The 26,034-nt window shown below is 72.5% G+C and carries 19 protein-coding genes; 8 read left to right on the forward strand and 11 right to left on the reverse strand.

What is annotated here, in order from left to right; genetic code table 11:
• Positions 1-350: 350 nt before the first annotated feature.
• The 4 genes from ABZ822_RS00040 to ABZ822_RS00055 all read right to left on the reverse strand — a co-directional run bounded on the left by ABZ822_RS00040 (position 351) and on the right by ABZ822_RS00055 (position 4,417).
• Positions 351-1,523, reverse strand: coding sequence for an SIS domain-containing protein (locus tag ABZ822_RS00040; protein ID WP_360845025.1), 1,173 nt, complete (start codon positions 1,521-1,523; stop codon positions 351-353).
• Between the two features lie 203 nt (positions 1,524-1,726).
• Positions 1,727-1,924: a Trm112 family protein gene (locus ABZ822_RS00045; RefSeq protein ID WP_360845027.1), complete on the reverse strand. Its 198-nt coding sequence runs from the start codon at positions 1,922-1,924 to the stop codon at positions 1,727-1,729.
• 370 nt (positions 1,925-2,294) lie between these two features.
• The gene (locus ABZ822_RS00050) at positions 2,295-3,653 is read right to left on the reverse strand and encodes a phosphomannomutase/phosphoglucomutase (protein ID WP_360845029.1); all 1,359 of its coding nucleotides are present in this window, start codon (positions 3,651-3,653) and stop codon (positions 2,295-2,297) included.
• A 383-nt stretch (positions 3,654-4,036) separates the two neighbouring features.
• Entirely contained in the window at positions 4,037-4,417 is a 381-nt protein-coding gene (locus tag ABZ822_RS00055) for a DUF3499 domain-containing protein (RefSeq protein ID WP_360845032.1), read from the reverse strand.
• Positions 4,418-4,737: 320 nt separating this feature from the next.
• Between ABZ822_RS00055 and ABZ822_RS00060 the strand changes: the two genes are divergently transcribed.
• Positions 4,738-5,199, forward strand: a complete 462-nt coding sequence (locus ABZ822_RS00060; RefSeq protein WP_360845034.1) for a metallopeptidase family protein — start codon at positions 4,738-4,740, stop codon at positions 5,197-5,199.
• Between the two features lie 163 nt (positions 5,200-5,362).
• Here the strand turns inward: ABZ822_RS00060 and ABZ822_RS00065 are convergent, their stop codons facing one another.
• The 3 genes from ABZ822_RS00065 to ABZ822_RS00075 all read right to left on the reverse strand — a co-directional run bounded on the left by ABZ822_RS00065 (position 5,363) and on the right by ABZ822_RS00075 (position 11,696).
• Positions 5,363-6,895 (reverse strand): DUF5719 family protein, encoded by a 1,533-nt coding sequence (locus ABZ822_RS00065; protein WP_360845036.1) that lies wholly within the window; start codon positions 6,893-6,895, stop codon positions 5,363-5,365.
• Positions 6,892-10,932, reverse strand: a complete 4,041-nt coding sequence (locus tag ABZ822_RS00070; protein WP_360845039.1) for a glycosyltransferase — start codon at positions 10,930-10,932, stop codon at positions 6,892-6,894. The genes ABZ822_RS00065 and ABZ822_RS00070 overlap by 4 nt, the downstream gene beginning before the upstream one ends.
• A gap of 500 nt (positions 10,933-11,432) precedes the next feature.
• Positions 11,433-11,696, reverse strand: coding sequence for a WhiB family transcriptional regulator (locus tag ABZ822_RS00075; RefSeq protein ID WP_004952403.1), 264 nt, complete (start codon positions 11,694-11,696; stop codon positions 11,433-11,435).
• A gap of 638 nt (positions 11,697-12,334) precedes the next feature.
• On the opposite strand from ABZ822_RS00075, the gene ABZ822_RS00080 reads away from it, so the two are divergent.
• The 3 genes from ABZ822_RS00080 (at position 12,335) to ABZ822_RS00090 (ending at position 15,228) form a co-directional block, all read left to right on the forward strand.
• Positions 12,335-12,832 (forward strand): cysteine dioxygenase family protein, encoded by a 498-nt coding sequence (locus ABZ822_RS00080; protein WP_360845042.1) that lies wholly within the window; start codon positions 12,335-12,337, stop codon positions 12,830-12,832.
• Between the two features lie 87 nt (positions 12,833-12,919).
• The gene (cofD, locus tag ABZ822_RS00085) at positions 12,920-13,900 is read left to right on the forward strand and encodes a 2-phospho-L-lactate transferase (RefSeq protein ID WP_360845044.1); all 981 of its coding nucleotides are present in this window, start codon (positions 12,920-12,922) and stop codon (positions 13,898-13,900) included.
• Positions 13,897-15,228, forward strand: coding sequence for a coenzyme F420-0:L-glutamate ligase (locus ABZ822_RS00090; protein ID WP_360845047.1), 1,332 nt, complete (start codon positions 13,897-13,899; stop codon positions 15,226-15,228). The genes cofD and ABZ822_RS00090 overlap by 4 nt, the downstream gene beginning before the upstream one ends.
• A gap of 15 nt (positions 15,229-15,243) precedes the next feature.
• On the opposite strand, the gene ABZ822_RS00095 is transcribed toward ABZ822_RS00090, so the two are convergent.
• The 3 genes from ABZ822_RS00095 to ABZ822_RS00105 form a co-directional block, all read right to left on the reverse strand.
• Positions 15,244-16,206, reverse strand: coding sequence for a DNA-3-methyladenine glycosylase 2 family protein (locus tag ABZ822_RS00095; RefSeq protein WP_360846867.1), 963 nt, complete (start codon positions 16,204-16,206; stop codon positions 15,244-15,246).
• An 83-nt stretch (positions 16,207-16,289) separates the two neighbouring features.
• A complete protein-coding gene (locus ABZ822_RS00100; protein WP_360845049.1) occupies positions 16,290-17,372 on the reverse strand; it encodes an NDP-sugar synthase in 1,083 nt (360 codons plus the stop codon).
• Between the two features lie 172 nt (positions 17,373-17,544).
• A complete protein-coding gene (locus tag ABZ822_RS00105; RefSeq protein ID WP_360845051.1) occupies positions 17,545-18,894 on the reverse strand; it encodes a peptidoglycan recognition protein in 1,350 nt (449 codons plus the stop codon).
• A gap of 128 nt (positions 18,895-19,022) precedes the next feature.
• On the opposite strand from ABZ822_RS00105, the gene ABZ822_RS00110 reads away from it, so the two are divergent.
• The 4 genes from ABZ822_RS00110 to ABZ822_RS00125 all read left to right on the forward strand — a co-directional run bounded on the left by ABZ822_RS00110 (position 19,023) and on the right by ABZ822_RS00125 (position 24,704).
• Entirely contained in the window at positions 19,023-19,778 is a 756-nt protein-coding gene (locus ABZ822_RS00110) for a TIGR03089 family protein (protein ID WP_360845053.1), read from the forward strand.
• Between the two features lie 198 nt (positions 19,779-19,976).
• Entirely contained in the window at positions 19,977-21,170 is a 1,194-nt protein-coding gene (locus ABZ822_RS00115) for an LCP family protein (protein WP_360845055.1), read from the forward strand.
• Between the two features lie 149 nt (positions 21,171-21,319).
• Entirely contained in the window at positions 21,320-23,014 is a 1,695-nt protein-coding gene (locus ABZ822_RS00120) for an LCP family protein (RefSeq protein WP_360845057.1), read from the forward strand.
• A 46-nt stretch (positions 23,015-23,060) separates the two neighbouring features.
• Positions 23,061-24,704 (forward strand): LCP family protein, encoded by a 1,644-nt coding sequence (locus tag ABZ822_RS00125; protein ID WP_360845059.1) that lies wholly within the window; start codon positions 23,061-23,063, stop codon positions 24,702-24,704.
• 107 nt (positions 24,705-24,811) lie between these two features.
• On the opposite strand, the gene ABZ822_RS00130 is transcribed toward ABZ822_RS00125, so the two are convergent.
• Positions 24,812-25,861 (reverse strand): glycosyltransferase family 2 protein, encoded by a 1,050-nt coding sequence (locus ABZ822_RS00130; protein WP_360845061.1) that lies wholly within the window; start codon positions 25,859-25,861, stop codon positions 24,812-24,814.
• Positions 25,862-26,034 lie beyond the last annotated feature (173 nt).

Here is a 26,034-nt window from a genome sequence, read left to right on the forward strand (position 1 = left end):
GGTCGGAGTCCGGATCCCGGTCGGGGTCCGGATCCCGGTCGGGGTCCGGATCCCGGTCGGAGTCCGGATCCCGGTCGGAGTCCGGATCCCGGTCGGGGTCCGGATCCCGGTCGGGGTCCGGATCCCGGTCGGAGTCCGGATCCCGGTCGGAGTCCGGATCCCGGTCGGAGTCCGGATCCCGGTCGGAGTCCGGATCCCGGTCGGAGTCCCGGGGGTCCTGCGTCCCGGGCGTGGTCCGCTTTCCCGTTCCGGTTCACAGGTCCGGCGTCCCCTGTCCGCGGATCGGCGGATCGCGCCGGATCAACCGTCCCTGCGGGCCGTGCCGTTCCACCTGCGGAGACGGCGACTGCTCATGTTCTCTCTCCCGAGGCGAGCGCCAGGTAAACGGCGGCGAAATCTGTGATGGCGAGAAGTTCGGCGGCCGCTTCGAGTGCGCTGCCGCCCGAGGGTTCGAGCTCGCTCACCGGGGTGTCGTGGCCCAGGGCCAGTTCGCGGGCGGCCGGCGTCGGCGAGTGCCTGCCGAGTTCGGCACTCTCGCGGAGCAGCACCACGCGCGCGTGCAACGCCTGCGGCTCCTCGACCCGGTCGCGGAAGAAGTCGTCGGGGTCGGCCGCCGCGGCGAACGCACCGGCTAGCAGCGTGCCGTGGGCGCTCAGCGCGTCGGGCAACTCGGCGGCGAGGGCGGGGCGCCCGGCGACGACGGCCATGGCGTGGGCGAAGTGGCGGGCGGCGACACCCGCCACCGGACCCTCGCTCCACAGCAGCGGCAGCGCGTCGGCGAGCTCGGCGGCGAGGGTCTTCGCCGGGTTGGTGTACGTGGCGATGGCGGGGCCGCAGCGCTCCGCCGTCTTGTCCAGCCGGTCGGCCACGGACTGGATCGCGGGCTGGTTCGCCGGGAACAGGCCGATCTTGTCCATGAGGACGAGCAGCGGCGTGAGCAGGGCCCACAGCGTCCCGGGAGGTTCGGAACCCGGCGCGGGGCGCAGCCCGGGCTCCGGCAGCGGCTGGTCCTCGGGCACCTCCTCGTACGGTGCGGGGGCCAGCGGCACCACCAGACCGTGCCGGCCGCCCGCGTCCTCCATGAGCGGGGAACGGGGCGGGGTCACGGTCACCACGGCGCAGCCACGGCGGTAGGCCTGCTCGATGAGTGCGGTGAGGCCGGGCTCGGTGCCGTCGGTGGTGAGGACGAGAAGCAGGTCCAGGGGGCCGACCCAGCCGGGCAGCGTCCACAGCAGAGCGCCCGGGTCGGGGAGCGCGCCTACGGGGCGGATCACGCTGACCGGGGTGTTGCCCCCGGCGAGGCCGAACAGCAGGTCGGCGATGCACCCGGTGGTCGGGCCGGAACCGGCCACGAGCAGGGCGCGCGGCCGGCCGTCCGGCTTGAGATCGGCGAGCCCCGACTCGGCGGCGGCGCGGGCGGCCGTACGGACTCGGGCTCCGGATTCGGCCACGCCGCGCAGCAGACCCCGGGTGTCGGAACGGGCCAGCGCCTCGGGGGCGTCGAGCAACGACTCGTCGAGCATCTGGTGAGCCTCCGATCGCCGGTGTGGCGGTGGTTTCCGCGGGCCCGGCGGGTCCCGGCGGATCCCTGCAGGTCCGGTGGTCCTGCTCGGGCCGGTCCCCGCTCGGGCCCGTCCCCGCTGAGGCGGTTCCTCCTGGGACCGGCCGGTCGAGCCGTCCCGGGCGGACGGCCTGCCCAGGTGGATCCCGCGCGGGCGGTGCCTGCTCAGGCCGGGCGGCGGGCCTCGTCGACCAGCAGGACGGGGATCCCGTCACGGATGGGATACGCCAGGCCGCAGTCGGCTCCCGTGCACACCAGCTCGTCCGTGCCGGACTCCGCGTCGGAGGCGGCCTGGGCCTCACGGAGCGGGGCGTGGCACGCCGGGCAGGCGAGGATCTCCAGGAGACCGGCTTCGAGCGGCATGGTTGTCCCTTCGGATGGGCCCTCCCGCCCGGAGGTGAGCGAGGGGTTTCGGCCAGGCCAGCGTACCGCCGGGCCGCAGCGCGGGGGCAGATCGGTCCGGTGGTACGGGCCGGTCGCACGGCTTGGTCGTACGGGCTGGTGGTACGGGCCGGTCGCACGGCTTGGTCGTACGAGCTTTGGTCGTACGAGCTGATGCGCGCACGGCAACCGGGCACCGATGCGGGCGGGGGCCGCCGCCGAGGCGTCGTACGGACGCCGCGGCGACCGCACCGGCGCTCCCGGGCGCGGTGGCGCGCGTACACGCGGTACGCGCACCCCGGGGAGCGCCGCGTTCGGCTAGGGCTGATGCATCGGTGCGCACCCGCACGCGTCAGGCGCGGACGATCGCCAGGACCTCGTCGCGGACCTTCTCCGCCGTGGCCGCGTCCCGCGCCTCGACGTTGAGACGCAGCAGCGGCTCGGTGTTGGAGGGCCGGAGGTTGAACCACCAGTCGGTCGTGGAGACCGTCAGGCCGTCCAGCTCGTCGAGCTCCGCTCCCGGCCGCCCCTCGTACGCGGCCTTCACCGCGGCCGCGCGGCCCGCCTGGTCGTGGACCGTGCTGTTGATCTCGCCGGAGGAGGCGTAACGGTCGTACTGGTCGACCAGCGACGACAGCGGGCCGTCCTGGCCGCCGAGCGCGGCGAGCACGTGCAGGGCGGCCAGCATGCCGGTGTCGGCGTTCCAGAAGTCGCGGAAGTAGTAGTGCGCGGAGTGCTCGCCGCCGAAGATCGCACCGGTCCGGGCCATCTCGGCCTTGATGAACGAGTGCCCCACGCGGGTGCGCACCGGGGTGCCGCCCCGCTCCTTGACCACCTCGGGGACGGACCAGGAGGTGATGCAGTTGTGGATGACCGTGCCGCCGCCGTGCTTGGCCAGTTCGCGCGAGGCGACGAGCGCGGTGATCGCCGAGGGGCTGACCGGGCTGCCGGACTCGTCCACGACGAAGCAGCGGTCGGCGTCGCCGTCGAAGGCGAGCCCGATGTCGGCGCCGGTCTCGCGGACCTTGGCCTGGAGGTCGGTGATGTTCTTCGGATCGAGGGGATTGGCCTCGTGGTTGGGGAAGGTGCCGTCCAGCTCGAAGTACATCGGCACCAGGTCGATCGGCAGCCCTTCGAAGACGGTGGGCACGGTGTGGCCGCCCATCCCGTTGCCCGCGTCCACGACGACCTTCAGGTGCCGGATGGAGGTCAGGTCGACCAGCGAGCGGAGGTGGGCGGCGTAGTCGGTGAGGACGTCCCGCTGGGTGATCGCGCCGGGGGCGGCGGCCGGTTCGGGCGCTCCCGATGCGGCCCAGCCCTCGACGAGGGAACGGATGTCGGCGAGACCGGTGTCCTGGCCCACGGGGGCGGCCCCGGCGCGGCACATCTTGATGCCGTTGTACTGGGCGGGGTTGTGACTTGCCGTGAACATCGCGCCGGGCAGGCCGAGTTGGCCGCTGGCGAAGTACAACTGGTCGGTCGAGCACAGCCCGATCTCGGTCACGTCCACGCCGCGGGCGGCCGCACCTCGCGCGAACGCGTGCGAAAGGCCGGGCGAGGAGGGCCGCATGTCATGGCCGACGACGATCGCGTCGGCGTCGGTCACCTGCGCGAACGCGGCGCCGAACAGCTCGGCGAGCGACTCGTCCCACTGGTCCGGAACCACACCGCGTACGTCGTAAGCCTTTACGATCTGCGACAAGTCGGGCACGGTGCACGCCTCCTGGAGTTCGGTGGGTTCCCGATGTCTGTTTCCCCGGCAGCACAGTACCCGTCGGCGGTGACAGACCGTGGAGGACGGCGTCGCGGTTCGGAACCGTGATCACCGGCCCTGATCGCACCCGTCGCCGGAGCCGCCCGCCGCTCCCGCGACCCAACCGGGATCACAGCCCGTGATCACCAACCCGTGATCACCAGCCCGTGATCACAACGTGATCGCAAACCGCCGCCGCGGCCGTGACCGGAAGCGCCCGACGGCCGTTGACGCGCCAGGACAGCAGAGAAACAGCGGGAAGTGGCCGCGGACTCCGGCGCGTTGAGGCCTACGTGACCCGGTACGGTCGCGGTCGGAGCCTTCGAAACGGCGGCGCCCGATCAGGGCTCGGGCGAGCGCAGCACGCGCAGATGCCCGCGGCGGGCGACCTCCATCGGGTCGGCCTCGCGCGCGCGCCCTCCGCCGCCCGCGCCGGCGGCGCGCTCCTGCGGACGGGCCGCTTCTCGCACGGCGTTGGCGAGTGCTTCGAGGTCGTCGCCCGTCGGGTGGGCAGGTCCCGGATCGACGGCGAGGCGTACGACATCCCACCCACGGGGGGCGGTCAGGCGCTCCGAGTGCTCGGCGCACAGGTCGTAACAGTGCGGCTCCGCATACGTCGCGAGCGGTCCGAGGACCGCTGTCGAGTCCGCGTAGACGTACGTCAGCGTCGCGACGGCGGGGCGGCCGCACGCGGTGCGCGAACAGCGACGTACAGGGCTCACGACGTTGGACGGTACCGCACTCTTGAGCGGGCCGCGACGACTCTCCCGGAGCTCACACCGCCGTGTCGTTCCGCCCTCCGCAACCCGTCTGACCTGCGGACAACCAGGCTGACCTGGGCGGAGCCGAGGCCCCTCACCGGGTCCCGACGATGAATGCGGTCACCACTCGATCCGAAAGGTTCCATTCGTCGTGAGATGACCGGTCAAGAGTGCGCCCAGAACCGGGCGCAACTATGGCTGAAATGTTCATCTACCGACATGGCGCGCACTGCCCCGGCCTGCGTCTCCTCAAGGGGCCCGGACGGTTACCCTCGGAGGTGATGGACAACCGCCTGCCACCCCACCCGCCCGAGCCGCGGCCCCGACGACGTGACCGCCATGGACGCGGTATGCGGGGCCCGGTCGCCCCTCCCCAAGTACCGCTCGCGGTGAGCCGGGCCGAGGCGTTCATCGATCTCGTCCACGACTCGGTCGACCGGCTGGAACGGCGCTGGCCGCAACTCTCCGACGTGGACTTCATCGTCCGCGAGGTGCCCCCGCCCGCCGGTGCCGATCCCGACGGCGAGAGCTCCTGGGAGGCCGGGACGGTGCCGCTCGGGCGGCTGGTCACGGCCCAGGGCGGCCGCAACGCACGCATCGTGATCTACCGGCGCCCCGTCGAGATCCGTACCAAGAGCCGGGACGAGCGGGCCCTGCTCGTCCACGAGGTCGTGGTGGAACAGGTGGCCGAACTGCTGGGCCTGGCACCGGAGTCGGTCGACCCGCGGTACGGGCAGGACTGACACGCGGTACGGGCAGTCCTGACCGCACCGCCCCCTGCCGATGCTCACGGACCGGCCGCCGCCCGGCGGTCGTTCGGGTGCGCCCGGCGGTCGTTCAGGTGGGCCGGGCAGCCGTTCACGTGCGCAGCCGCCCGCCCGCTCCGGTTCCCCGGTGCTCGGCCGATCAGTCGTTCAGCAGCGACAGGTCTTCCGACGTGTGCGGAACGGCGACCGTCCCCCGGTCGTCCGGAAGCGTCTGGACCGTGAACATCGGCACGCCACGCCCCGGGAGTTCCAGCATCCGGGACGCGTGCACGGCACCGCCCGACGTCCGGACGACCGTCACCGCGTAACTGCCCTTGACGCCCGACGGGACCGGCGGCGCGACGGACATGCTGCTGCCGCCCTTGACCCGGTACGTCTTGCTCGCGGCAGTGCCGCCACGGCTCCCCGCCGAGGAGATGACCTTCACCGTCGCCGTCCCGCCCGGCGCCACCAGGGACAGGACCGAGCCCTTGGCGCGGTTGTCGGCCGCCGTGGCGCGCTTCTCGATCGCCGTGGTGGCGGGGATGAAGGCCGTCTCGCGCTTGTCGCCCTTGCCGCGTGTGACGCGCAGCGCCGCGACGAACGGGGCCGCGGAGCTTCCGTCGTTCGGGCTGAGCACAAGTGAGCCCGGCTCCCCCTTCGTGACGTCGCCCAGGTCCACGGACGCCGTCATGCCGCTCTTCACGGTGAGCGTCTCGTGGCCGGCCGGGGTGATCGGCCGGGACGGTGTGGCCAGGCGCACCTTCAGGTCCGCGTCCTCGTCACCCGTCGCCAGCGCCACCAGCTCCACGGACGTGGCGTCCGAGGGGATGCCGGGCAGCACGGCGGAGCCGGACGGATCGGCGGCGGCCGGGAGCCAGTCGCCCCCGAGCTTGTCGTCGGTGGACTGCACGGAGGCACCGACCCGGCCCGCCCGCGCGACCACGTGCAACGCGGCCCCGTCGGTCCGTTCGTCGGTGACGGTGGAGAGCAGGACCGGAACGCTGGACCTGGGCGGGATCCTGATGTCATCCCCCGCCGTGCTCTTCAACGCGCCCTTCTTGCCGTACATCTCGAGGTCCACGACGGCCGCCGTGTCGTCGGGGTTGGTCAGGTGGACGTAGTCCTGGCGCTCCCTGGCGGTGGAGACGCCCGGGAACCAGAAGTCGGAGTCCGGAGCAGTGCAGGCCGCGCCGGACACGGAACGGCCGCTGCCCGAACCGATCACCGTGGTCTGCTGCGTGCTCCAGCCGGGCGCGAGCGATCCGTCGGCCGTGCCGATCAGCGCGGGGGCCTCCGGGTCGGACGTGGTGGCCGTCACCGGCGCACCGGGCTTCTTCAGCGCCACGACCGGCTTCCGCTCACCGCCCTTGCCCTTGCCCTCGTCCTTGCGGTCCTTCGGGTCCTTCTCGTTCGGCTCGCCGTCCGTCGCCTTGTCCGCGGCCAGGAGATCCGCGGCGGCCCGGGCCGAACCGCCGTCCTCCCCCTTCGGCGTGTAGGAGGTGTACGTCGTCTCGGCGAGATCGGACGTTGACGGCGCGGGGCACAGCAGCGCCGACCGCTCGACAGGCAGCCGGGCGGCGCCGGAGCCGGAGCCGTCCGATGGGGCGTCGGGGGCGGTGAGCGCGGCGACACCGGTGACGGCGGCGAGGGCCGTGGCGGCGGAGATCAGGGACACGGTCGTGCGGTTCACTGCTGGTCGCTCCCGTCGCGGCGGGGGCCGGGCTCGGTGCCGTCCCCGTACGTCCTGTCGCCGTACGTCCTGTCGCCGTACGACGGATCGCCGTAGGCCGGATCGCGATAGGCCGGATCGCGGAACTCCGGGCCGCCGTAAGCCGGGTCGCCGTAAGCCGGGTCGCCGTAGCCGGGATCACCGACGCCCGGATCGGCCTGGTACCCATGGACCTGGTTTCCCTGGGCCGGGTCCCCCTGCTGGGGATAGGTGCCGTCCGCGTAGGGCTGCTGGGCGGAGTAGCCGTACGGGTCGGCGTACTGACCGGTGCCGTACTGGCCGTACTGCCCGGCCTGCGGGTCGTACGTCCCGCTCCCGTAGGCGTCGGCAGGGTAGGGCGCGCCCTGGTACTGGTCCTGGTAACCCGCGGGGTACGGCGACGGCGCCTGGCCCGCGTAGCTCTGCGCGTCCCAGTCCCCGTACGGCGGCTGCTGCGGCACGGCGCCATACGGGTCCTGCTGCGGCGCGCTCCCCACCGGCTCCTGAACGGGCTGCTGCGTCGGCTCCTGAACCGGCTTCTGCATCGGCGCCCGCCCGGGAGCGGGCGGCTCGTCCGGCGGAACGGGACCCGCAGGCCGCGGGGGCTCCTGCGGTCGCGCAGCGTCCGGTGACGGAGCGGCGCCGTCGTGGCTCTGCTGTCCGGCGGAGGCGTCCGGTACGGCCCGGGCCGCCGGGTCCGCTTCCGCCGCGGCCCGCAGCCGTCGCGCCCGGCGCCCCTCGCCCTCGGCGGCCTGGGCAGGCACGGCGGCGACCGCCGCCTCCTGGTCGGGCATGTCGTCGTCGACGTCACGCCGCCGGCCGGGCAGGGCGAGCACCAGCACGACGAGCGCGAGGAAGCCCTGCGTCCACACCCACACGGTGCGCGTGAACGGTGTCTCGTACGTCAGGTCCAACCGGCCGCCGGACGCGGGCAGTTCGAAGCCCTGGGCCCAGCCGTCGAGGGTCGCCCCCGTGAGCGGCTTGCCGTCGAGCGTGGCCTGCCAGCCCGGCGCGGCCCGGTCCGCGATCCGCAGGATCCGGCCCTCCGGGCCTTCGGGGATGTCGGTGTGGGCCTCGACGGGCAGCGCCGCGACCGACCGCGGTTCGGCCGTTGGGGTGCTGCCGCCCTCCCGGCCGCCCTTGCCCGGAACGATCGTGATGCGCGCCACCTGCTCGTCCACGCGCCACAGCGCGCTGCCGTCCTGCTGGCTGAGCCGGGTCAGCCCCGGCGTGGAGTCCAGCACCCGGCTCATCTCGCGGGGCGCGCCGTCCCGTACGAGGACGTAACGCACCGCGTAGCCGCCGAGCTGGCGGGTCTGGTCGGCGCCGGAACCGGCGACGAGGTTGGCGACGATGCCGTCGAGGCGGTCGTCACCGCCTCCCGCCTCGGACAGTTCGGCGTCACCGAGGCGGGCGCCGGAACCGCGCACCAGCGCGTACGAGACGTCGGCCGCCTGCTCGCCGCCGATGACAAGGGTGCGGGGCTGGTCGCGAGTCCCGCTCTCCTCCGCCACGAAGGCCGGCACCTGCACCGGCTCGCTCCGCTCGACCGGGCCGTCGGCCCCGCTGAACATCCAGCCGAACGCGGCCAGCAGCGGCGCCGCGGCGGCGGCCAGCGCGATCAGTGCGGCGACCGGCTGCCGCCAGCCGAAGTCCTGGGCGGCGACGCGCTCGCGCGCGCCCTCCGCGCCGACCGTGGCCGCCGTGATGAGCGCGATGCCGTAGACGAGCGTGGCAGGACCGGCCCAGCCGGAGCCGTTGGCGAGCGCCGCGAAGAGCAGACCGGTCAGCGCGACGGCCCAGGCGGTACGGATGGTCCGCTGCCGCTCTCCGCGCAGCAGGGCGGCGAGTCCCGCCAGCACGAGGCCGATGAGCAGCAGCCCGCCCGTGGCCTTCGGGCCTCCGGGGCTGACGGCCAGCAGGTCGAGGGCGGTGGCGGAACCCGCGCCGTAGTCCAGTCCGGCCTCGCGGAGGAACGCCGAGGGGCTGGTGAGCAGGGACAGCGACCAGGGGGCGAGAACGAGCAGCGGGGTCAGCACGGCGGCGGCGAACCGCAGCCCGTACACCGTCAGGTTCTCCTGCTGCCGGGCGCGCAGCACCAGCAGGGCGATGCCGAGGACGACGGCGATCGGCCACACGATCGGGGTGAAGGCGGTGGTCAGGGTGAGCAGCAGTGCGTAGGCCCAGGCCGCGCGCCAGCTCGGGCGCGCGCTCCCGCCGCCCTGGCGGGGCAGCCGCAGCCCGCTCGCGGCGACCGCCGCACGCGCCATGAGCGGCAGCACGACGGCGAGGACCGCGGTGCCCAGCCTGCCGCCCGCGAGCGCGCCGGTGGCGGCGGGGAGGAAGGCGTACGCGACGCTGCCCCAAGCGCGCAGCAGCCGGGAGTCGGTGAGCGGCCGGGACACGAAGTACGCGGTGAGCCCGGCCAGTGGCACCGAGCACACCAGCAGCAGCGTGATCGCGAGGCCGGTGCTGCCGAACAGGACGGTCGCGAACGAGGCGACGACGGCGAGATAGGGCGGTGCGGCCTGGGTGCCGCCGACGCCGACCGCATGCCACCCCGCCACGTACTTCGCCCAGAGTTCGGACGCGTCGGCGGGGGCGGGCAGGAGGGCGCCGCCGGACAGCGCGCCGGGGCCCAGCAGCCCGCGGCAGGCGATGAGGGAGACGAGGAGCAGGACGAGGAAGAGGACCGGGGCGGGTTTGCGGGCGATCCGCTTCAGCCGCGCGAACTGCTCGATCTCCAGGAAGTCGGCGTCGTCGCCGCCGGGCCCGGACTCCACGGCCCCGTGCCGCCCGCCGGAGGCCAGTTCGGGCTCGGACCGGCCGGCGAAGTTCCCCGCGACCGACTCCACGGTGGCCCGCAGGGTCGCTCCGGCGGGCGGGAACAGCGACCGCAGCTCGCCCGGTTCGACCGCGGCGCGGCCGCGCCGTCTGCGGGCTGCGAGCACTCGGCCCGGCCGCAGCAGGACGGAGAGGAGACCGGTGACCTCGTCCACGGCCTGTCCGGGCACCTTGCCGACCAGGTAGGCGAGGGTGCGGAGCAGGGTGCCGAGGACGAGCCGCAGCATCACGTACGGCAGGAGGGCGCCGCGGCTGTTGACGAGCATCGTGTAGACCGCGCCCGCCTTGTCGACGCGGTGCGGGCCGACGACGGAGCGGCCGGCGCAGTCGATGGGGCGGCGCTCGCGCGCGGACGCCTCCGCATGCCGCAGCACGGCGTCGGGCGCGACGAGGACGCGGTGCCCGGCGGCCTGGGCGCGCCAGCACAGGTCGACGTCGTCGCGCATGAGGGGGATCCGCCGGTCGAAGCCGCCGAGCTCCTCCCATACGTCGCGCCGGATGAGCATGCCGGCGGACGAGACGGAGAGCACGGGCCTGACCTGGTCGTGCTGGCCCTGGTCCTGCTCGCGCCGGTCCAGCCCGGTCCAGCGGCGGCCGCTGTTGGCGATGGAGACGCCGACCTCGAGGAGCTGCCTCTTGTCGTACCAGCCGCGGAGCTTGGGTCCGACGATGACGGCGGACGGACTCGCGTCGACGACGCGCAGCAGTTCGGCGAGCGCGTCGGGCTCGGGGGCGCAGTCGTCGTGCAGCAGCCAGAGCCACTGGACCGGCTCGCCGTGCGGCAGCTCCGGCATGTCGTACGTCTCGTCCCGCCAGGTGCGCGTGACGGGGTCCCAGCCGCTGGGCCGCCTCAGATAGGGCAGCTCGTCGGGCGTGAGGACCCCGGCGGTGCGGACCGCTTCCTCGACGGCCGTGCCGAAGCTGCTGCGGCGGGCGAGGTGGAGCACGCGGTCGGGGCCCAGGGACTCGGCGAGCAGGGTCGCCGACGCGTCGGCGCTGCCGGTGTCGGCCGCGATGACGTTCTGGACCGGGCGCTCCTGGCCGAGGAGTCCGGAGAGCGCTCGGGGCAGCCAGCGGGCGCCGTCGTGCGAGACGAGCACGGCGGTGACGACGTGCCGCGGGAACTCGGGAGCGGCGGCCGCGTGGTGGGCCGTCGGATGGCTGTGCACGGACATCGAGGTACGGGCCCCTCCGGCCGGGGTACGGGGTCGCCCCCGGATGACGGCTGTGCTGGCTGCGGTCGACGCGCTCCACCCGCTGGGGTGTTGGCGCGTCTCGGACGGGCCCCCACACTAACGGCTCGTCCGGACCGGCCGACCGCCCCTGTGGACAACCACCCTGTGGACAGCAGTCCGCCTCCCGTGCGGATCGCGCGGGAGGCGGACGGGGTGAATTGCCGTGAATGACGGGACTGCCGGGATGATCCCTCGACCGGGGCCGCCCTTCCCTCGACTTCTTCCCTCAACCGCCCTGCGCCGCACGACGGTTGAGAGGCCCACCGGAGCAGGCACCCGCGACGTGGCGGGAGATCGCCGCCGGGGATCCGCGTACAGCCCCGTGCGGCGCACGCGATCGGGCGGCGACGTGGACGCGGGGCGGCCCGTCGGCATACACGCCTCGGCGGCGGCGTACGCGGCTCGCCGGCCGCTCCGTCAGGCCGCGGGCCTCAGCCGGTTCAGACCGCGGCCTTCTTCAGGCGTCGCCGCTCACGCTCGGACAGGCCGCCCCAGATACCGAACCGCTCGTCGTTGGCGAGGGCGTACTCGAGGCACTCGGACCGGACCTCGCAGGCAAGGCAGACTTTCTTCGCCTCACGCGTAGATCCACCCTTTTCCGGGAAGAACGACTCGGGATCGGTCTGGGCGCACAGTGCGCGCTCCTGCCACCCGAGCTCCTCGTCCGCCTCCTCGACCAGCAGTTGCTGGAACAGCTCGGTCATGTGCGCCCCTCGTCAGTCTTTGCTTCCCCGTGATGCCGCCGTTACCGATGACGGCCGAACGACACGAGTGAAATTACAAGTGCGTGGATCCAGGCCAGTCAAGCCGAGATCTGCTATTGGGGCCCTTATTCACTCTGCGGAACCAAGGCCATGCGGAAAGTGTTCAAATCGGCATAAACCATGACACCACCGCGAGCCCGGCATCCGCGGTCCCGTCCTCTCACAAGAGGACGCAACCTTCTCGGATCGCGTTGCAATCCGATCACGGAAACGAAGCGGATCACGGTGAGGTCACGAGACGACAACGGCGTTTCCCCGTAAGGGTGCTGAGCGGAGGTCGTGCCGTTGATGCGCGACCTCTCCTGCCCAGACTGTGAACAAACCTTTCAGCAGGGAGCGCAACCGGATGAGGTGAAACATTGCCCCCTGATCGGGCATCAAGTTGACACCGGGCGGTCGAACCGCTCCACTAATGGACATGCCAGTGACGCACGCGCCCTTCCGGACGCGGTCTCGCACGTCGTGCGACGCCGCGGTCCGCTGCGCTGTGCGGACTCACTGTCGCTGTTGCAGCTGTTGATGCCCCCGCGCTCCAGCCATCTGTGCCCAAGACCTTCACTCAGGGAAACCTCCGCACAATGAACAGCGACGTCCAGATCGCCGGCGACCCGCTCGCCGTCCCTCATCTCCTGCAGCCCGCCCCGGCCCACCCGGCCACGGTCGCCGACTTCGCCGGGCTCGCCCGCCGAATCGCCGCCGACCGCGCGAGCTGGGCGCATCTCGTCGAGTACGACGCGACCACCCGCTGGTACCACCGGCTGCGCACCGGGCCCGGTTACGAGGTCTGGCTGCTGAGCTGGGTGCCCGGCCAGGGCAGCGGCATGCACGATCACGGCCGCTCCTCCGGTGTACTCACGGTCCTGGAAGGGGAGTTGACCGAGCGCACCGCGCGCGGTGACCGTGCGCTGGGCTCCGGCGCGCAGCGCGTCTTCGCGCCCGGATATGTGCACGAGGTGGTCAACGACGCGCTGACGCCCGCCGTCAGCCTGCACATCTACTTCCCCGGCCTGACCGAGATGACGATGCACACCGCCCAGTGCCGCACCGGCGACGCCCTGGAGGGCGTGCCCGCCTGACGCCTCCGCTGACCGCATCGCGCAGCGGCCGCCCGCGGCGCCGCGACCGCCCGGATACGACCGGCCCGTGGCTGACACACTGTCCCCATGCGCATTGTGGTTCTGGCCGGCGGCATCGGCGGCGCCCGTTTTCTCCGCGGTCTCAAGTCGGCCGCTCCCGAGGCGGACATCACGGTCATCGGCAACACCGGTGACGACATCCATCTGTTCGGCCTCAAGGTCTGCCCCGACCTCGACACGGTGATGTACACGCTCGGCGGCGGCATCCACGAGGAACAGGGCTGGGGCCGGTCCGACGAGACCTTCGCCGTCAAGGAGGAACTGGCCGCCTACGGCGTCGGTCCCGAGTGGTTCGGGCTCGGGGACCGCGACTTCGCCACCCACATCGTCCGGACCCAGATGATCGGCGCGGGCTACCCGCTCAGCGCGGTGACCGAGGCGTTGTGCACGCGCTGGGAGCCGGGCGTTCGGCTGCTGCCGATGACGGACGACCGCGTCGAGACGCACGTCCTCATCGACACCGCGGACCTCGGTGAGGGCGACGGCGGTGAGGGCCGCAAGGCCGTGCACTTCCAGGAGTACTGGGTGCGGCTGCGCGCCTCCGTCCCCGCGCACGCCGTCGTACCGGTCGGGGCCGACCAGGCCAAGCCGGCGCCCGGCGTGCTGGACGCCATCGCCGAGGCGGACGTCGTCCTCTTCCCGCCGTCCAACCCGGTCGTCAGCATCGGAACGATCCTGGCCGTACCGGGAATGCGCGAGGCCATCGCCGACGCCGGTGTGCCGGTCGTCGGCCTCTCCCCCATCGTCGGGGACGCGCCCGTGCGCGGCATGGCCGACAAGGTGCTGGCCGCGGTGGGCGTCGAGTCGACCGCCACCGCCGTCGCCCAGCACTACGGCTCCGGGCTGCTCGACGGCTGGCTCGTCGACACGGTCGACGCGGGGGCGGTGGACGAGGTCGAGGCGGCGGGCATCCGCTGCAAGGCCGTGCCGCTGATGATGACCGACCTCGACGCCACCTCCCGCATGGCCTCCGAGGCGCTCGCGCTGGCCGAGGAGGTACGGGCGTGAGCGGCGGCGCGGCGGAGGTGCCGTCGTACCAAGTGTGGGCGCTGCCCGGCTTCCCCGAGGTGGCGGCCGGCGACGACCTCGCCAAGCTCATCGCCGACGCGGCCACCGTCAAGGGCCTGCCCGGGCTCGCGCACGGCGACGTCCTGCTCGTGACCTCGAAGATCGTCAGCAAGGCGGAGGGGCGGATCGTCGAGGCGCGCGACCGCGAGGCCGCGATCGACGCGGAGTCCGTACGGGTCGTGGCGCGCCGCGGGCCGCTGCGGATCGTGGAGACACGGCACGGCTTCGTCATGGCGGCGGCCGGCGTCGACGCGTCCAACACCCCTGCCGGGACCGTGCTGTTGCTGCCGGAGGAGCCGGACGCCTCGGCCCGCCGCATCCGGGAGGGCGTACGGGACGCGCTCGGCGTCGATGTCGGCGTCGTGGTGACCGACACCTTCGGGCGGCCGTGGCGCGACGGGCTGACGGATGTCGCGATCGGCGCCTCCGGCGTGCGGGTCCTGGACGATCTGCGCGGCGGGACCGACGCCCACGGCAATCCGCTGAGCGCGACGGTCGTCGCGACGGCCGACGAACTGGCCGCGGCCGGGGACCTGGTGAAGGGCAAGGCCGACGGCATGCCGGTCGCCGTCCTGCGCGGGCTGCCGCACCTGGTGGAGGAGGAGCACGGCCAGGGCGCGCGGGCCGTCGTGCGCTCCCCCGCGGACGACATGTTCCGGCTGGGGACGTCGGAGGCCGTACGCGAGGCGGTGACGCTGCGCCGTACGGTCCGGGAGTTCACCTCCGAGCCGGTCGACGGGGCCGCCGTGCGCCGTGCCGTCACGGCCGCGGTGACGGCACCGGCACCGCACCACACGACGCCGTGGCGCTTCGTGCTGCTGGAGTCGGCGGAGGCGCGGGAGCGGCTGCTCGACGCGATGCGGGACGCGTGGATCGCGGACCTGCGCGGGGACGGGTTCTCCGAGGAGAGCATCGCCAAGCGGGTGCGCCGCGGCGACGTGCTGCGCAACGCCCCGTACCTGATCGTGCCGTGCCTCGTCATGGACGGCTCGCACCCCTACCCCGACGACCGCAGGAACGCCGCCGAGCGCGAGATGTTCGTGGTCGCGGCCGGGGCTGCCGTGCAGAACCTGCTGGTGGCCCTGGCGGGAGAGCGGCTGGGCTCGGCCTGGATCTCGTCGACGATGTTCTGCCGCGACGTCGTACGGGAGGTGCTCGGGCTGCCCGGGGACTGGGACCCGATGGGCGCGGTGGCGGTCGGCCACGCCGCGGCACCGCCGAAGGACCGGCCCGCTCGGGACGCGTCGTCGTTCCTGGACGTGCGGTAGCGGGCGGCGGCGGGCTCAGATCGTGCTGATGTCCTTGGGGGCGAAGCGCGGCGCCCGGCGTGGCGGGGTACGGCCCGACAGAAGGATCAGCCGGCACGCGCGGTGACGCTGGCCGTCGCCCTGCTCCCCGTAGGGGGCGAGGAGTTCGAGCATGCGGGCGTCGTCCGTGCCGCGCTCGCCGGTGAGCGCATAGCCGACGATCTTCGGCACGTGCAGGTCGCCGACGGTGATCGCGTCGGCGGCGCCGTTGCTGCGCTGCAGCGTCTCGGCCGCCGTCCAGGGGCCGATGCCGGGGATGAGCTGAAGCCGGTGGAGGGCAGCGGGCAGGTCCATGGACACCGCCTCCTCCAGGCGGCTGGCGACGCGGGCCGCACGGACGATCGTCGCCGAGCGCTTGCCGTCGACGCCCGCGCGGTGGAACTCCCAGGACGGGAGCATCGCCCAGCCCCGCGCGTCCGGCATCACGAACAGGCGGTCCAGGGGGCCAGGGGCGGGCTCCCCATGGCGCTGGAGCAGCAGCCGCCACGCCCGGTACGCCTCGTCGCTGGTGACCTTCTGCTCCAGGACCGCCGGGACGAGGGATTCCAGGACCAGGCCCGTACGCATCAGGCGCAGGCCCGGCCGGCGGCGGTGCATCTCGTGGACCAGACGGTGGCGCGGGACGAACGGCGACGGGTCGTCGTCGTCCCCGAGGAGCGCAGGAAGCCCGTCGAGCAGCCAGTCGGCGCCCGGCCCCCAGCCCTCCGCCTCGACCTCGCCGCCGCGGACGGCCAGGCGCAGCGTGCCCGGCCCCGCGGGCGTACGGACGGCCCGCCAGACCGAGCCGTCCGAGGTCACGCGGAAGGACGGGTCGCCGGGGCCGCGGCGCAGGGGACCGATGGTCAGCCCGAGGTCGAGCGGGCCCCGCGGGGTCCAGCGGCGGGTCGCGGCAGCGGCGGGCTGCCGGGGCGCCGGGACGCGCAGGGCGCCGCCGCGCACGGTGGTGCGGGTGAGCCGCTCGCCGTCGGGTTCCACGGGTCCTTCCTCGGGTCGCTCTACGAGGCGAGCCTAGGGCGTGTCTTCTACTCGTCGGAGGAGAAGCGGATGGCTCGCTCGGGGATCCGGGCGTCGCACCACACGCGGACGCCGTCCCGCAGCTCGTTCTCCGGGCCGACCACCGCGCCGTCGCCGATGACCGCGCCCTCAAGGACCGTACGGGCGCCGATGCGGGAGCGGGCGCCGACCAGCGAGTCGTGGATCTGCGCGCCCGGTTCGACGACCGCGCCCTCCAGCACCGTGGAGCCGTGGATCCGCGCACCCTCGCCGACGACGGCGTCCGTGCCGATCACCGTGCCGCCGGTCAGCTTCGCGTCGGCGGCCACGCGCGCGCCCTCCAGCACCAGCCGCTCGCCGCAGCGCCCGGGGACGGCCGGGGACGGTGCCCGGCCGAGGACGAGGTCGGCCGAGCCGCGGACGAACGCCTGCGGGGTGCCGAGGTCGAGCCAGTAGGTCGAGTCGACCATGCCCTGGAGATGGGCTCCGGCGGCGAGCAGCCCGGGGAAGGTCTCGCGTTCGACGGAGACGGGGCGGTCGGCCGGGATCGAGTCGATCACGGAGCGGTTGAAGACGTACGCGCCCGCGTTGATCTGGTCGGTGACGATCTCCTCGGGGGTCTGCGGCTTCTCCAGGAAGGCCGTGACCCTGCCGCTCGCGTCGGTGGGGACGAGGCCGAACCTGCGCGGGTCCTCGACCCGCGTCAGGTGCAGCGAGACGTCCGCGCCGCATGTGGTGTGCGTGTTCACCAGGGCGGGGATGTCGAGCCCGGTGAGGATGTCGCCGTTGAAGATGAGCACGGGCTCGTCGGGGCCCGACTGCAGGCGCGAGGCCACGTTGCGGATCGCGCCGCCGGTGCCGAGCGGCTCCACCTCGGTGACGTACTCGAGGTGGAGGCCGAGCGCGGAGCCGTCACCGAAGTGGGGCTCGAACACCTCGGCGAGATAGGACGTGGCGAGCACGATGTGCTCCACGCCGGCCGCCCGGGCACGCGCCAACTGGTGGGTGAGGAACGGCACGCCGGCAGCCGGGACCATGGGCTTGGGCGTGTGCACCGTCAGCGGGCGCAGCCTCGTGCCCTTGCCGCCCACCAGGAGGATCGCTTCTGTCACCGTGTCGTCTCTGCTTCCTGCCGGGCCGGTCGGGGTCGATGCGCCAGTGTATGCAGACGGTGAACCGCGGGCGTGGACGGACGCACGTGAGGTACGCCGGAACGGCGACGGCCCGCCGGGGCACCGGGGGTTCCGGTGGGGCCGGCGGGCCGGTTCCGCGTTCCGGGGCGGATCAGCGTCCCTGGAGCTTGGCGGAGGTGGACCGGGTGGTGCCGAGCTTGCCGTAGAGCTTGGCCCCGGGGCACTCGGTGACGAAGCCGTCGCGGTGCCCGGAGATGACGTTCATCGAGACCGCGGCGCCCTTCTTGTACTTGTTGCTGCCGCCCGAGACGAGCGTGACCTTGCCGCGCGGGTTCGCCCCGAACAGGCCGAGCTTCCAGGCGGTGAGCTTGGAGACACCGTTGAGCGCGGCGACGGGCGGGGTGGAACCGGAGTACGTCCCCAGGACGGCGATGCCCATGGTGTTGGTGTTGAAGCCGAGCGTGTGCGCGCCCATGACGGGTCTGGCGACACCGCCGGCGCGCCCCTCGTAGATGGTGCCGCACTTGTCGACGACGAAGTTGTAGCCGAAGTCGCGCCAGCCGCTGCTCTTGACGTGGAAGCGGTAGATGCTGCGCAGGATCGCCGGTACCTGCTTGCACGTGTAGTTGTTGCCGGTCGCGCTGTGGTGGACGAAGGCGGCCTTCACGGTCTTGGTGTAGAGGAACTCGCGCTCGCGGAGCTTCTCGTCGGCGCCCCAGCCCGCGCGGGTGACGATGCCCGGGCGTGGACCGATGTACGGGCGGGCCGCGGCGGAGCCGCTCGCTCCGGTGACCTCGGCCGCCTCCTTCTCCGTCTCGTCCTTGTCCAGCGGAGCGATGTGCGTGGCTCCCATGGGGGCGAACTCGGCATTGACCGCGGAGCTGGCGGACTCCTCGGGCGTCAGGGAGGTGTTGCGCCCCTTGGGTGCCTCCGCGCCGCTCGCCGGCTCCTCGTCCTCCGGGTCGTCACCGGGGTCGACCAGTTCGATGCGCAGCCCGCCGGGGAGGCCGGACCGGCCCGTCGTGCCCTCGCCCAGAGCCCGTACCTGCACGCCGACGGAGTCGCCGACCCACAGCGGGGCGCTGCTGCCCCGGGCGCGGCCGGACGCGCGGTCCGGCGAGCCGTGGTCGGGCATGTCGTCGTTGTGGGTCTGGATGTCCTGCCAGCCCGACCACTTGTGCGTGGCCGCGTCCTGGGTACGCACCTGGGCCCGGCCGTGGAAGACGGACGTGGCGTCGTCCCAGACGATGCCGACGAGCGAGAACGGCTTGACGTCCCGGGCCACCAGCCCCGCCGCGGCGGCACTTTCGGGTACCGAGGCGCGGGCGCGGTCGGAGCTTCCCAGCGGGGAGAGCGGCAGCGACTGGGTGCTGCCGGGCACCCGGGAGGGTTCGGCGGTGTGTTGGGGGTGTGCGGCGGTCGCTCCCGCCGGCAGGGCGAACGGAAGGGCGAGTGCGGCCGTGCAGGCCACGCCGATCGAGGAAGCAAGTAGTGCACGCATAGTTCAGATCGTGTCCATGAACCGACAAATCTGTCTATTCGTAACATGACGGTCAGTCGGCAGAACCAGGGTGCCCGAGGCGTACGGCCGCCCGGCCCAACCGAACCGGTACGCGTACGCTTGCGCGGGTGAACGCCACCGATCGCACCCCTGCCGACCTGCTGCGATCCGCGCTCGCCGCGGACCCGGCCCGCCCGCTGGTCACCTTCTACGACGACGCCACCGGCGAACGCGTCGAACTGTCCGTGGCCACCTTCGCCAATTGGGTGGCGAAGACGGCCAACCTCCTGCAGGACGATCTCGGTGCGGAACCGGGCGACCGGCTGGCGTTGCTGCTGCCCGCTCACTGGCAGGCGGCCGTCTGGGTGATCGCCTGCTCCTCCACCGGCGTCGTCGCGGACGTCGGCGGCGACCCGGCGTCCGCGGATCTGGTGGTCAGCGGACCGGACACGCTGGAGGCGGCCCGCGCCTGTGGTGGCGAGCGTGTGGCGCTCAGCCTGCGCCCGCTCGGCGTGCGCTTCCCCGAGGCGCCGCAGGGGTTCTCCGACTACGCCGTGGAGGTGCCGAGCCAGGGCGACCGCTTCGCCCCGTACGCGCCGGTGGATCCGGACGCGCCGGCGCTGGCGTTCGGAGGCCGCGGCGAACTGACCGGCGCCGAGGTGGTGGAGCGGGCGCGGGGAGACGCGGCGGCCCGCGGCCTCACTCCGGTGTCCCGGCTCCTGTCAGGCCTCCCGTACGACACCTGGGACGGGCTGTCGGCCGGGCTGCTGGCGCCGCTGGCGGCCGGGGGCTCGGTGGTGCTCTGCCGGCACCTCGACGCGCTGGCCGCGGACGCGCTGGAGCAGCGCCGGGAGAGCGAGCGGGTCACGGTCACCGCCGTCTGACGCCCGCGCCGCGAGCGGGCGCCTAGGGCGAACGGGTCACCCTGGCCGCCGCCTGACGGGTCTTCGCCCTGCCGGGGGCGATGATGGGCGGCGTACGTACAACCATTGGCGTACGTACAACCATGCGAGGCGCTCGGCGGTCTCCTCCTGTGACCCGGGGGCCCGTGCGGCATTCATGCCGCCCCAAACGCCATAGAGATGGACGCAGACGTGACCGAGAGCGCTGGCACGCCCGACGGCTCGGAGGGTGAGGGTTCCGGGGGGACCGGCGAGAGGCGCCGACGGCGTCGCCTGCTGCGCTGGGGGGCGCTGGGCGCCTCGGTGATCGTGCTGGCGGCGGCCGGTGCGGGCTGGATGCTCTACCGGAAGCTCGAGGGCAACATCACCACGGACACGGGGACGGCCGCCGAGCTGAAGCGGTACGAACGGGAGCGCCCGGCCCCGAAGGTGCTCGACGCCCAGAACATCCTGCTCATCGGGTCCGACAGCCGCTCGGACAGGAATCAGAAGTACGGCCGCGACAGCGGTACCCAGCGCTCGGACACCACGATCCTGCTGCACCTGGCCGCCGACCGGAAGAGCGCGACGGCCGTCAGCGTCCCGCGCGACCTGATGGTGGACGTGCCGCGCTGCCGCGAACCGGGCGGGAAGGACGGCGAGGGGCGCTTCGACCAGTTCAACTCCGCCTTCGAACGGGGAGGCGCGGCCTGCACGATCCGCACGGTGGAGAACCTCACCGGAATCCGCGTCGACCACCACATGATCGTGGACTTCACCGGCTTCAAGCGGATAGTGGACGCGGTCGACGGCGTCGAGGTCTGCCTGAAGGAGCCGATGGACGACCGGGAGGCGCATCTGAAGCTCCCGGCGGGCCGCCAGAAGCTCAACGGTGAGCAGTCGCTGGGGTACGTACGGGCGCGCTACAGCCTGGGCAACGGCAGCGACACCGAGCGGATGGACCGGCAGCAGCAGTTCCTCGGTGCCCTGGTGAAGAAGGTGCAGAGCAACGGCGTCCTGCTCAACCCCACCCGGCTCTACCCGGTGCTGGACGCGGCGACGTCCTCGCTGACCACCGACTCCGGTCTGGACTCGCTGCGCGAGCTGTACGAGCTGGTGCGCAGCCTGCGCCATGTCCCGACCGAGCAGGTGCAGTTCCTGACGCTGCCGCGGCGGCCGTACTCGCTCAACGCAAATCGGGACGAACTCGTACAGCCCGATGCGGCACAGCTCTTCAATCTGTTGCGGAACGACCTGGACGTGAAAGTGTCCTCCCGGCCGGAGGACGCGCCAGGCCAGGAGCCCGGCGCGTCCGCGGACGAGCCGAGCGGTGAACCCGCCGGGACCGAACCCACGTACAAGGGGACGACAGCCGCGAACGGCATGTGCGGATAAGGGAACCCAAGGCCTCATCAACGACTCGAAAAGATTGCACTGATTGCCCAGTTGTAGGGGAGTGGAATTTGTCACCGGCGTCGCTGAACGCTGAACTGGGCGGATAGTGTGAGCGATCCCGTGGACAGCGACGGAGGATTCAAACAGCCGTGGACGCGCAAGGACGTGGGCGGGCGGGCGACATCGATCCCGCGGACCAGTGGGTGTTGAACCCTGACACCGGCGACTACGAACTGCGACTGAGTCCTCCCGCAGAGCACTCGGCGCCTCCCACGCAGCGCAGAGCCTCGACCCGAGCGGGCTCCCGTTCCGGCGCGCCGGCCACCGAGCCCTCGCGCCGCCGCCGTGACGTTCCTCCGCAGCGCAAGCGGAACGAGCCGCCGCCGAGCCGCCGCAAGCCCAGGCCGAAGGCCGAGGGCAAGAAGAAGGCGCTGTACTGGACGGGTGGCGTGATGGCCTTCGTCCTGGTCGCCGGAGGCGGCGGGGCGCTGTACTTCTACCAGCGCCTCAACAACAACATCAGCAAGATCGACGTGGGCGACGCGGGCAGCGGCAGCGCCACGAGCGACGGCGCGGTGAACATCCTCGTCATCGGCACCGACGTGCGGACCGGCAAGGGCAACGAGGGCTACGGCGACTCCGGCAGCGTCGGCCACGCCGACACCTCGATCCTCTTCCATGTCTCGAAGGACCGCACCAACGCCACGGCGCTGAGCATCCCCCGCGACCTCATCACCGACGTGCCCGCCTGCCCGACCAAGCAGAAGGACGGCTCGACCAAGAACATCCCGGGCACGCCGCAGACGCGCTTCAACAACAGCCTCGGCCAGGAGGGCCGCGACCCGGGCTGCACGATGCGCACGGTCAAGAAGATGACAGGCGTGTCGGTCGACCACTTCATGATGGCCGACTTCAACGCGGTCAAGACCCTGTCGTCGGCGGTGGGCGGCGTGGACGTCTGCCTGGGCAAGGACATAAACGACCCGGACTCGCATCTGAAGCTGTCCAAGGGCCACCACACCGTCGAGGGCGAGCAGGCCCTGGCCTTCGTACGGACCCGCCACTCCGTGGGTCTGGGCGGTGACTTGAGCCGGATCGAGATCCAGCAGCAGTTCCTCAGCTCGATGATCCGCAAGATGAAGTCCAGTGACACCCTGACCGACCCCACGAAGCTGTTCGACCTGGCCGAGGCGGCCACCAAGGCCCTGACCGTCGACACCGGGATAGGCAGCATCGACAAGCTGCGGCAACTCGCCCAGGACGTGGGCCGGGTCAACCCCAAGAACATCTCCTTCGCGACCATCCCGGTGCTCGACAACCCGGCCGAGAAGGTCCCGAGCACCGTCGTGCTCAACGAGAAGCCTTCGGAAGAACTTTTCTCGATGATCCGGAACGATGTCTCGCTCACCGAGGTCAAGAAGAAGGAGAAGGCGAAGGAGGCCGCGAAGCTCAAGGGACCGAAGGCCGATCCCTCCGAGGTTCGCGTCGAGGTGCTGAACGGCGGGGGGCCGTTCGGTGCCGCGCAGGACACCGTCGACTGGCTGCAGAACAGCGAGAACGTCCTGAAGTCCAGCAACGGTGGCAACGCAACGGGACCGAAGCAGAAGAAGACCACGCTGAAGTACGCGCCGAACCAGGCGGACCAGGCACGGCAGCTCGCCGACATGATGGGCCTGCCCGCCTCCGCCCTGAAGCCCGGCACCGAGGACGCCGAGCCGAGGGCGGACATGACCCTGACGCTCGGCGCGGACTTCAAGGGCGCGGGCACACCGCTGACCGGTCCGGCGAAGACGCCGGAAGAGGTCAAGAAGGTGAACGCGGCCAAGCAGGTCTGCGCCAAGTAGCCAGGCCCGCCCGGGCCTGCACCACGACCATTGAACGGGGGATGCCATGCGACAGGACAGCGTTCGCGTTCCGGGACCGCGCAGTGGCCCCGGAGCCGACGAGCTGGGCTGGGACGACAGCCTCTATCAACGGGACGGCGGAGGACGCGATCCTTCGCCACCCGGCAGGGGCCACCGTCGCGGTGGCCCCAAGAGCGGCGGCCCGAAGAAGGGCAAGCGGCGCGTCCTGCGCTGGTTCGCGATCACGGCCTCGCTGCTGATACTCGCGACGGCCGGGGCCGGCTACCTCTACTACGAGCACCTCAACGGCAATCTCGGCAAGGACGACCTCAACCTCGGGGACAGCAAGCTCGACAAGAGCGCGCCGAACGCCGCGGGACAGACCCCGCTCAACATCCTGCTGCTCGGCTCCGACAGCCGCAGCTCCAAGGAGAACGTCCGGCTCGGCGGGGCACGCGCCGAGCGGGGCCGCAAGCCGCTGGCCGATGTGCAGATGCTGTTGCACGTCTCGGCCGACCGCAGCAACATGTCGGTGATCAGCGTGCCGCGTGACACGCGGGTGACCATCCCCAAGTGCACCGACACCGACGACGGCAAGGTCTACCCGAAGACCACCGCGACGATCAACGCCAGCCTCCAGAACGGCGGTCCCGGCTGCACGGTGGCCACGTGGGAGGAGCTGACGGGCGTCCCGGTCGACCACTTCATGATGATCGACTTCTCGGGTGTGGTGGACATGGCCGACGCCGTCGGCGGCGTCCCGGTCTGCGTCGACAACAACGTGTACGACTCCAAGTCCGGACTCCGCCTCAAGAAGGGCGAGTCGGTCGTCAAGGGCGAGCAGGCCCTGCAGTGGCTGCGCACCCGGCACGGCTTCGAGGACGGCAGCGACATCGGCCGGGCCAAGGCCCAGCACATGTACATGAACTCGATGGTCCGGCAGCTCAAGGCGGGCACCAAGCTCACCGACCCCGGCAAGCTCCAGGGCCTCGCCGAGGCGGCCACGAAGGCGCTCACCGTCGACCGCGGGCTCGGCACGGTCAAGAAGCTCTACGACCTCGGCAACGACCTCAAGCGCGTACCGACGGGACGCATCACCATGGCGACCATGCCGTGGGTGCCGGACCCGCAGAACGCCGCGCACATCGTGCCCAAGCCCGACGACGCCGACCAGATCTTCTCCATGCTGCGCGACGACACCGCGCTCGACGGCAAGGACAAGAAGAAGGGCTCGAAGAAGAGCCCCGCCCCCAGCGACCCGGCGGCGCCGAAGGCCGAGATCCCCGTGACCGTCCAGAACGGCACCGGTACGGCCACCCAGGCCGCCGTCACAGGCCGAGCCGCGCTCATCGCCGACCGGCTCTCGCAGCTCGGCTTCACCCAGGCCACGGCGGACTCGACGCCCAAGTCCCGTGCGGACACCACGGTTTCGTACCGCAGCAGCTCGCAGCGCGGTGACGCGCTCGCGGTGGCGAAGGCGCTCGGGCTGCCCGCGGGCGCGGTCCGGCACTCCTCGTCCGTGCCGCAGATCACCGTGGTGCTCGGGGCGGACTGGCGCAGCGGGACGGCCTACCCGAAGTCGAACGGGTCGGGCGGCCGCGACGACAACAAGGCCCCGGAGAGTGCGGACGCGCTCAACGGCGACGACAAGTCGGCGTGCATGAAGGTGAACCCGGCGAACATCACGTAAGCCGTAGCCCGTGGCCCGCTCCCGGCGGGTACGGGGACGTCCGGCGGTGCGCCTCCCGCGAGGGAGGGCACCGCCGGACGTGTTTCCGTACGGATTCCCGCAGGGCGTCAGGCGGAGGTGACGACCGCGGGGCGGCGGCTGGCGATGACCTTCCGCGCCAGCGCGCGCGGGCTGGTGAGGAAGCCCCAGCCCCAGGACATGTGCATCGTGGCCAGGGCGACCGGGATGCGCAGCCGCGCCGCCGGCGACAGGCCGCGGCCGGCCGGGACCGACCCCGCGGCGATCGCCGCGAGATAGCCCGCCGGAACGGCGAGGCCCCACGCCAGGGCCGGAACGCCCGCGGCCGGGCCCACCACGCCCGCGACGCACCCCGCGGCGATGGCGGCCAGCGCGGTCGGCGGGGCGAGGTAGCGGAGGTTGATGGAGCCCTCGTGGTAACGGGCCACCACATGGCGCCAACGGCCGTAGTCCTTGTACTGCTTGGCCAGCGCGCGCACGCTCGGCCGGGGGCGGTACGAGACCTTCAGCTCCGGCGAGAACCAGATCAGGCCGCCCGCCTCACGGATCCGGAAGTTCAGCTCCCAGTCCTGGGCGCGGATGAACTCCTCGTTGTAGCCGCCCTGCTGCTCCAGCGCCTCACGCCGGAAGACGCCCAGGTACACGGTCTCGGCCGGACCCGCCGCGCCGCCCGTGTGGAAGGCCGCGTTCCCCACGCCGACCTTGGAGGTCATGGCGGCGGCGACGGCGCGCTCCCAGTCGTTCTCGCCCTCGGCGTGCATGATCCCGCCGACGTTCTGCGCGCCGGTCTCTTCCAGCAGCCGCACGGCGGTGGCGATGTAGTCCGGCGAGAGCATCCCGTGACCGTCGACCCGCACCACCACCGGGTGCCGGGACGCCTTGATCGCCGCGTTCAGCGCGGCGGGCGTACGGCCCGTGGGGTTGGGCACCGTGTGCACCCGGGGGTCTTCGCGCACCAGCTCGGCGGCGATCTCGTCCGTGCGGTCCGTGGACGGGCCGAGGGCGATCACCACCTCCATCGCACCGGCGTACTCCTGCTCCAGGATGTGGCGCACCGAATTGCGCAGGTGTCGTTCCTCGTTGAGCACCGGCATGATCACGGAGACGGCCGGAGCCTGGGATTCAGGGGATGCGTTCATCGTGCCTCACGTTACCGCGAACGGAGGACACGCCCGTACGCGGCCGAGTGCAGCACGGGCCTCCGGCGGCGTGGGACCTCGGCCGTGCCCACCGCACGGGCCTACCGTGACGCCGGTCACCCCTGCTCCGCCGAGGAGTCCTTCTCTTGACCGCACCGGTTCGCGCGCCCCGG

Source organism: Streptomyces sp. NPDC047108, assembly GCF_040643575.1.
Taxonomy (GTDB): Bacteria; Actinomycetota; Actinomycetes; order Streptomycetales; family Streptomycetaceae; genus Streptomyces.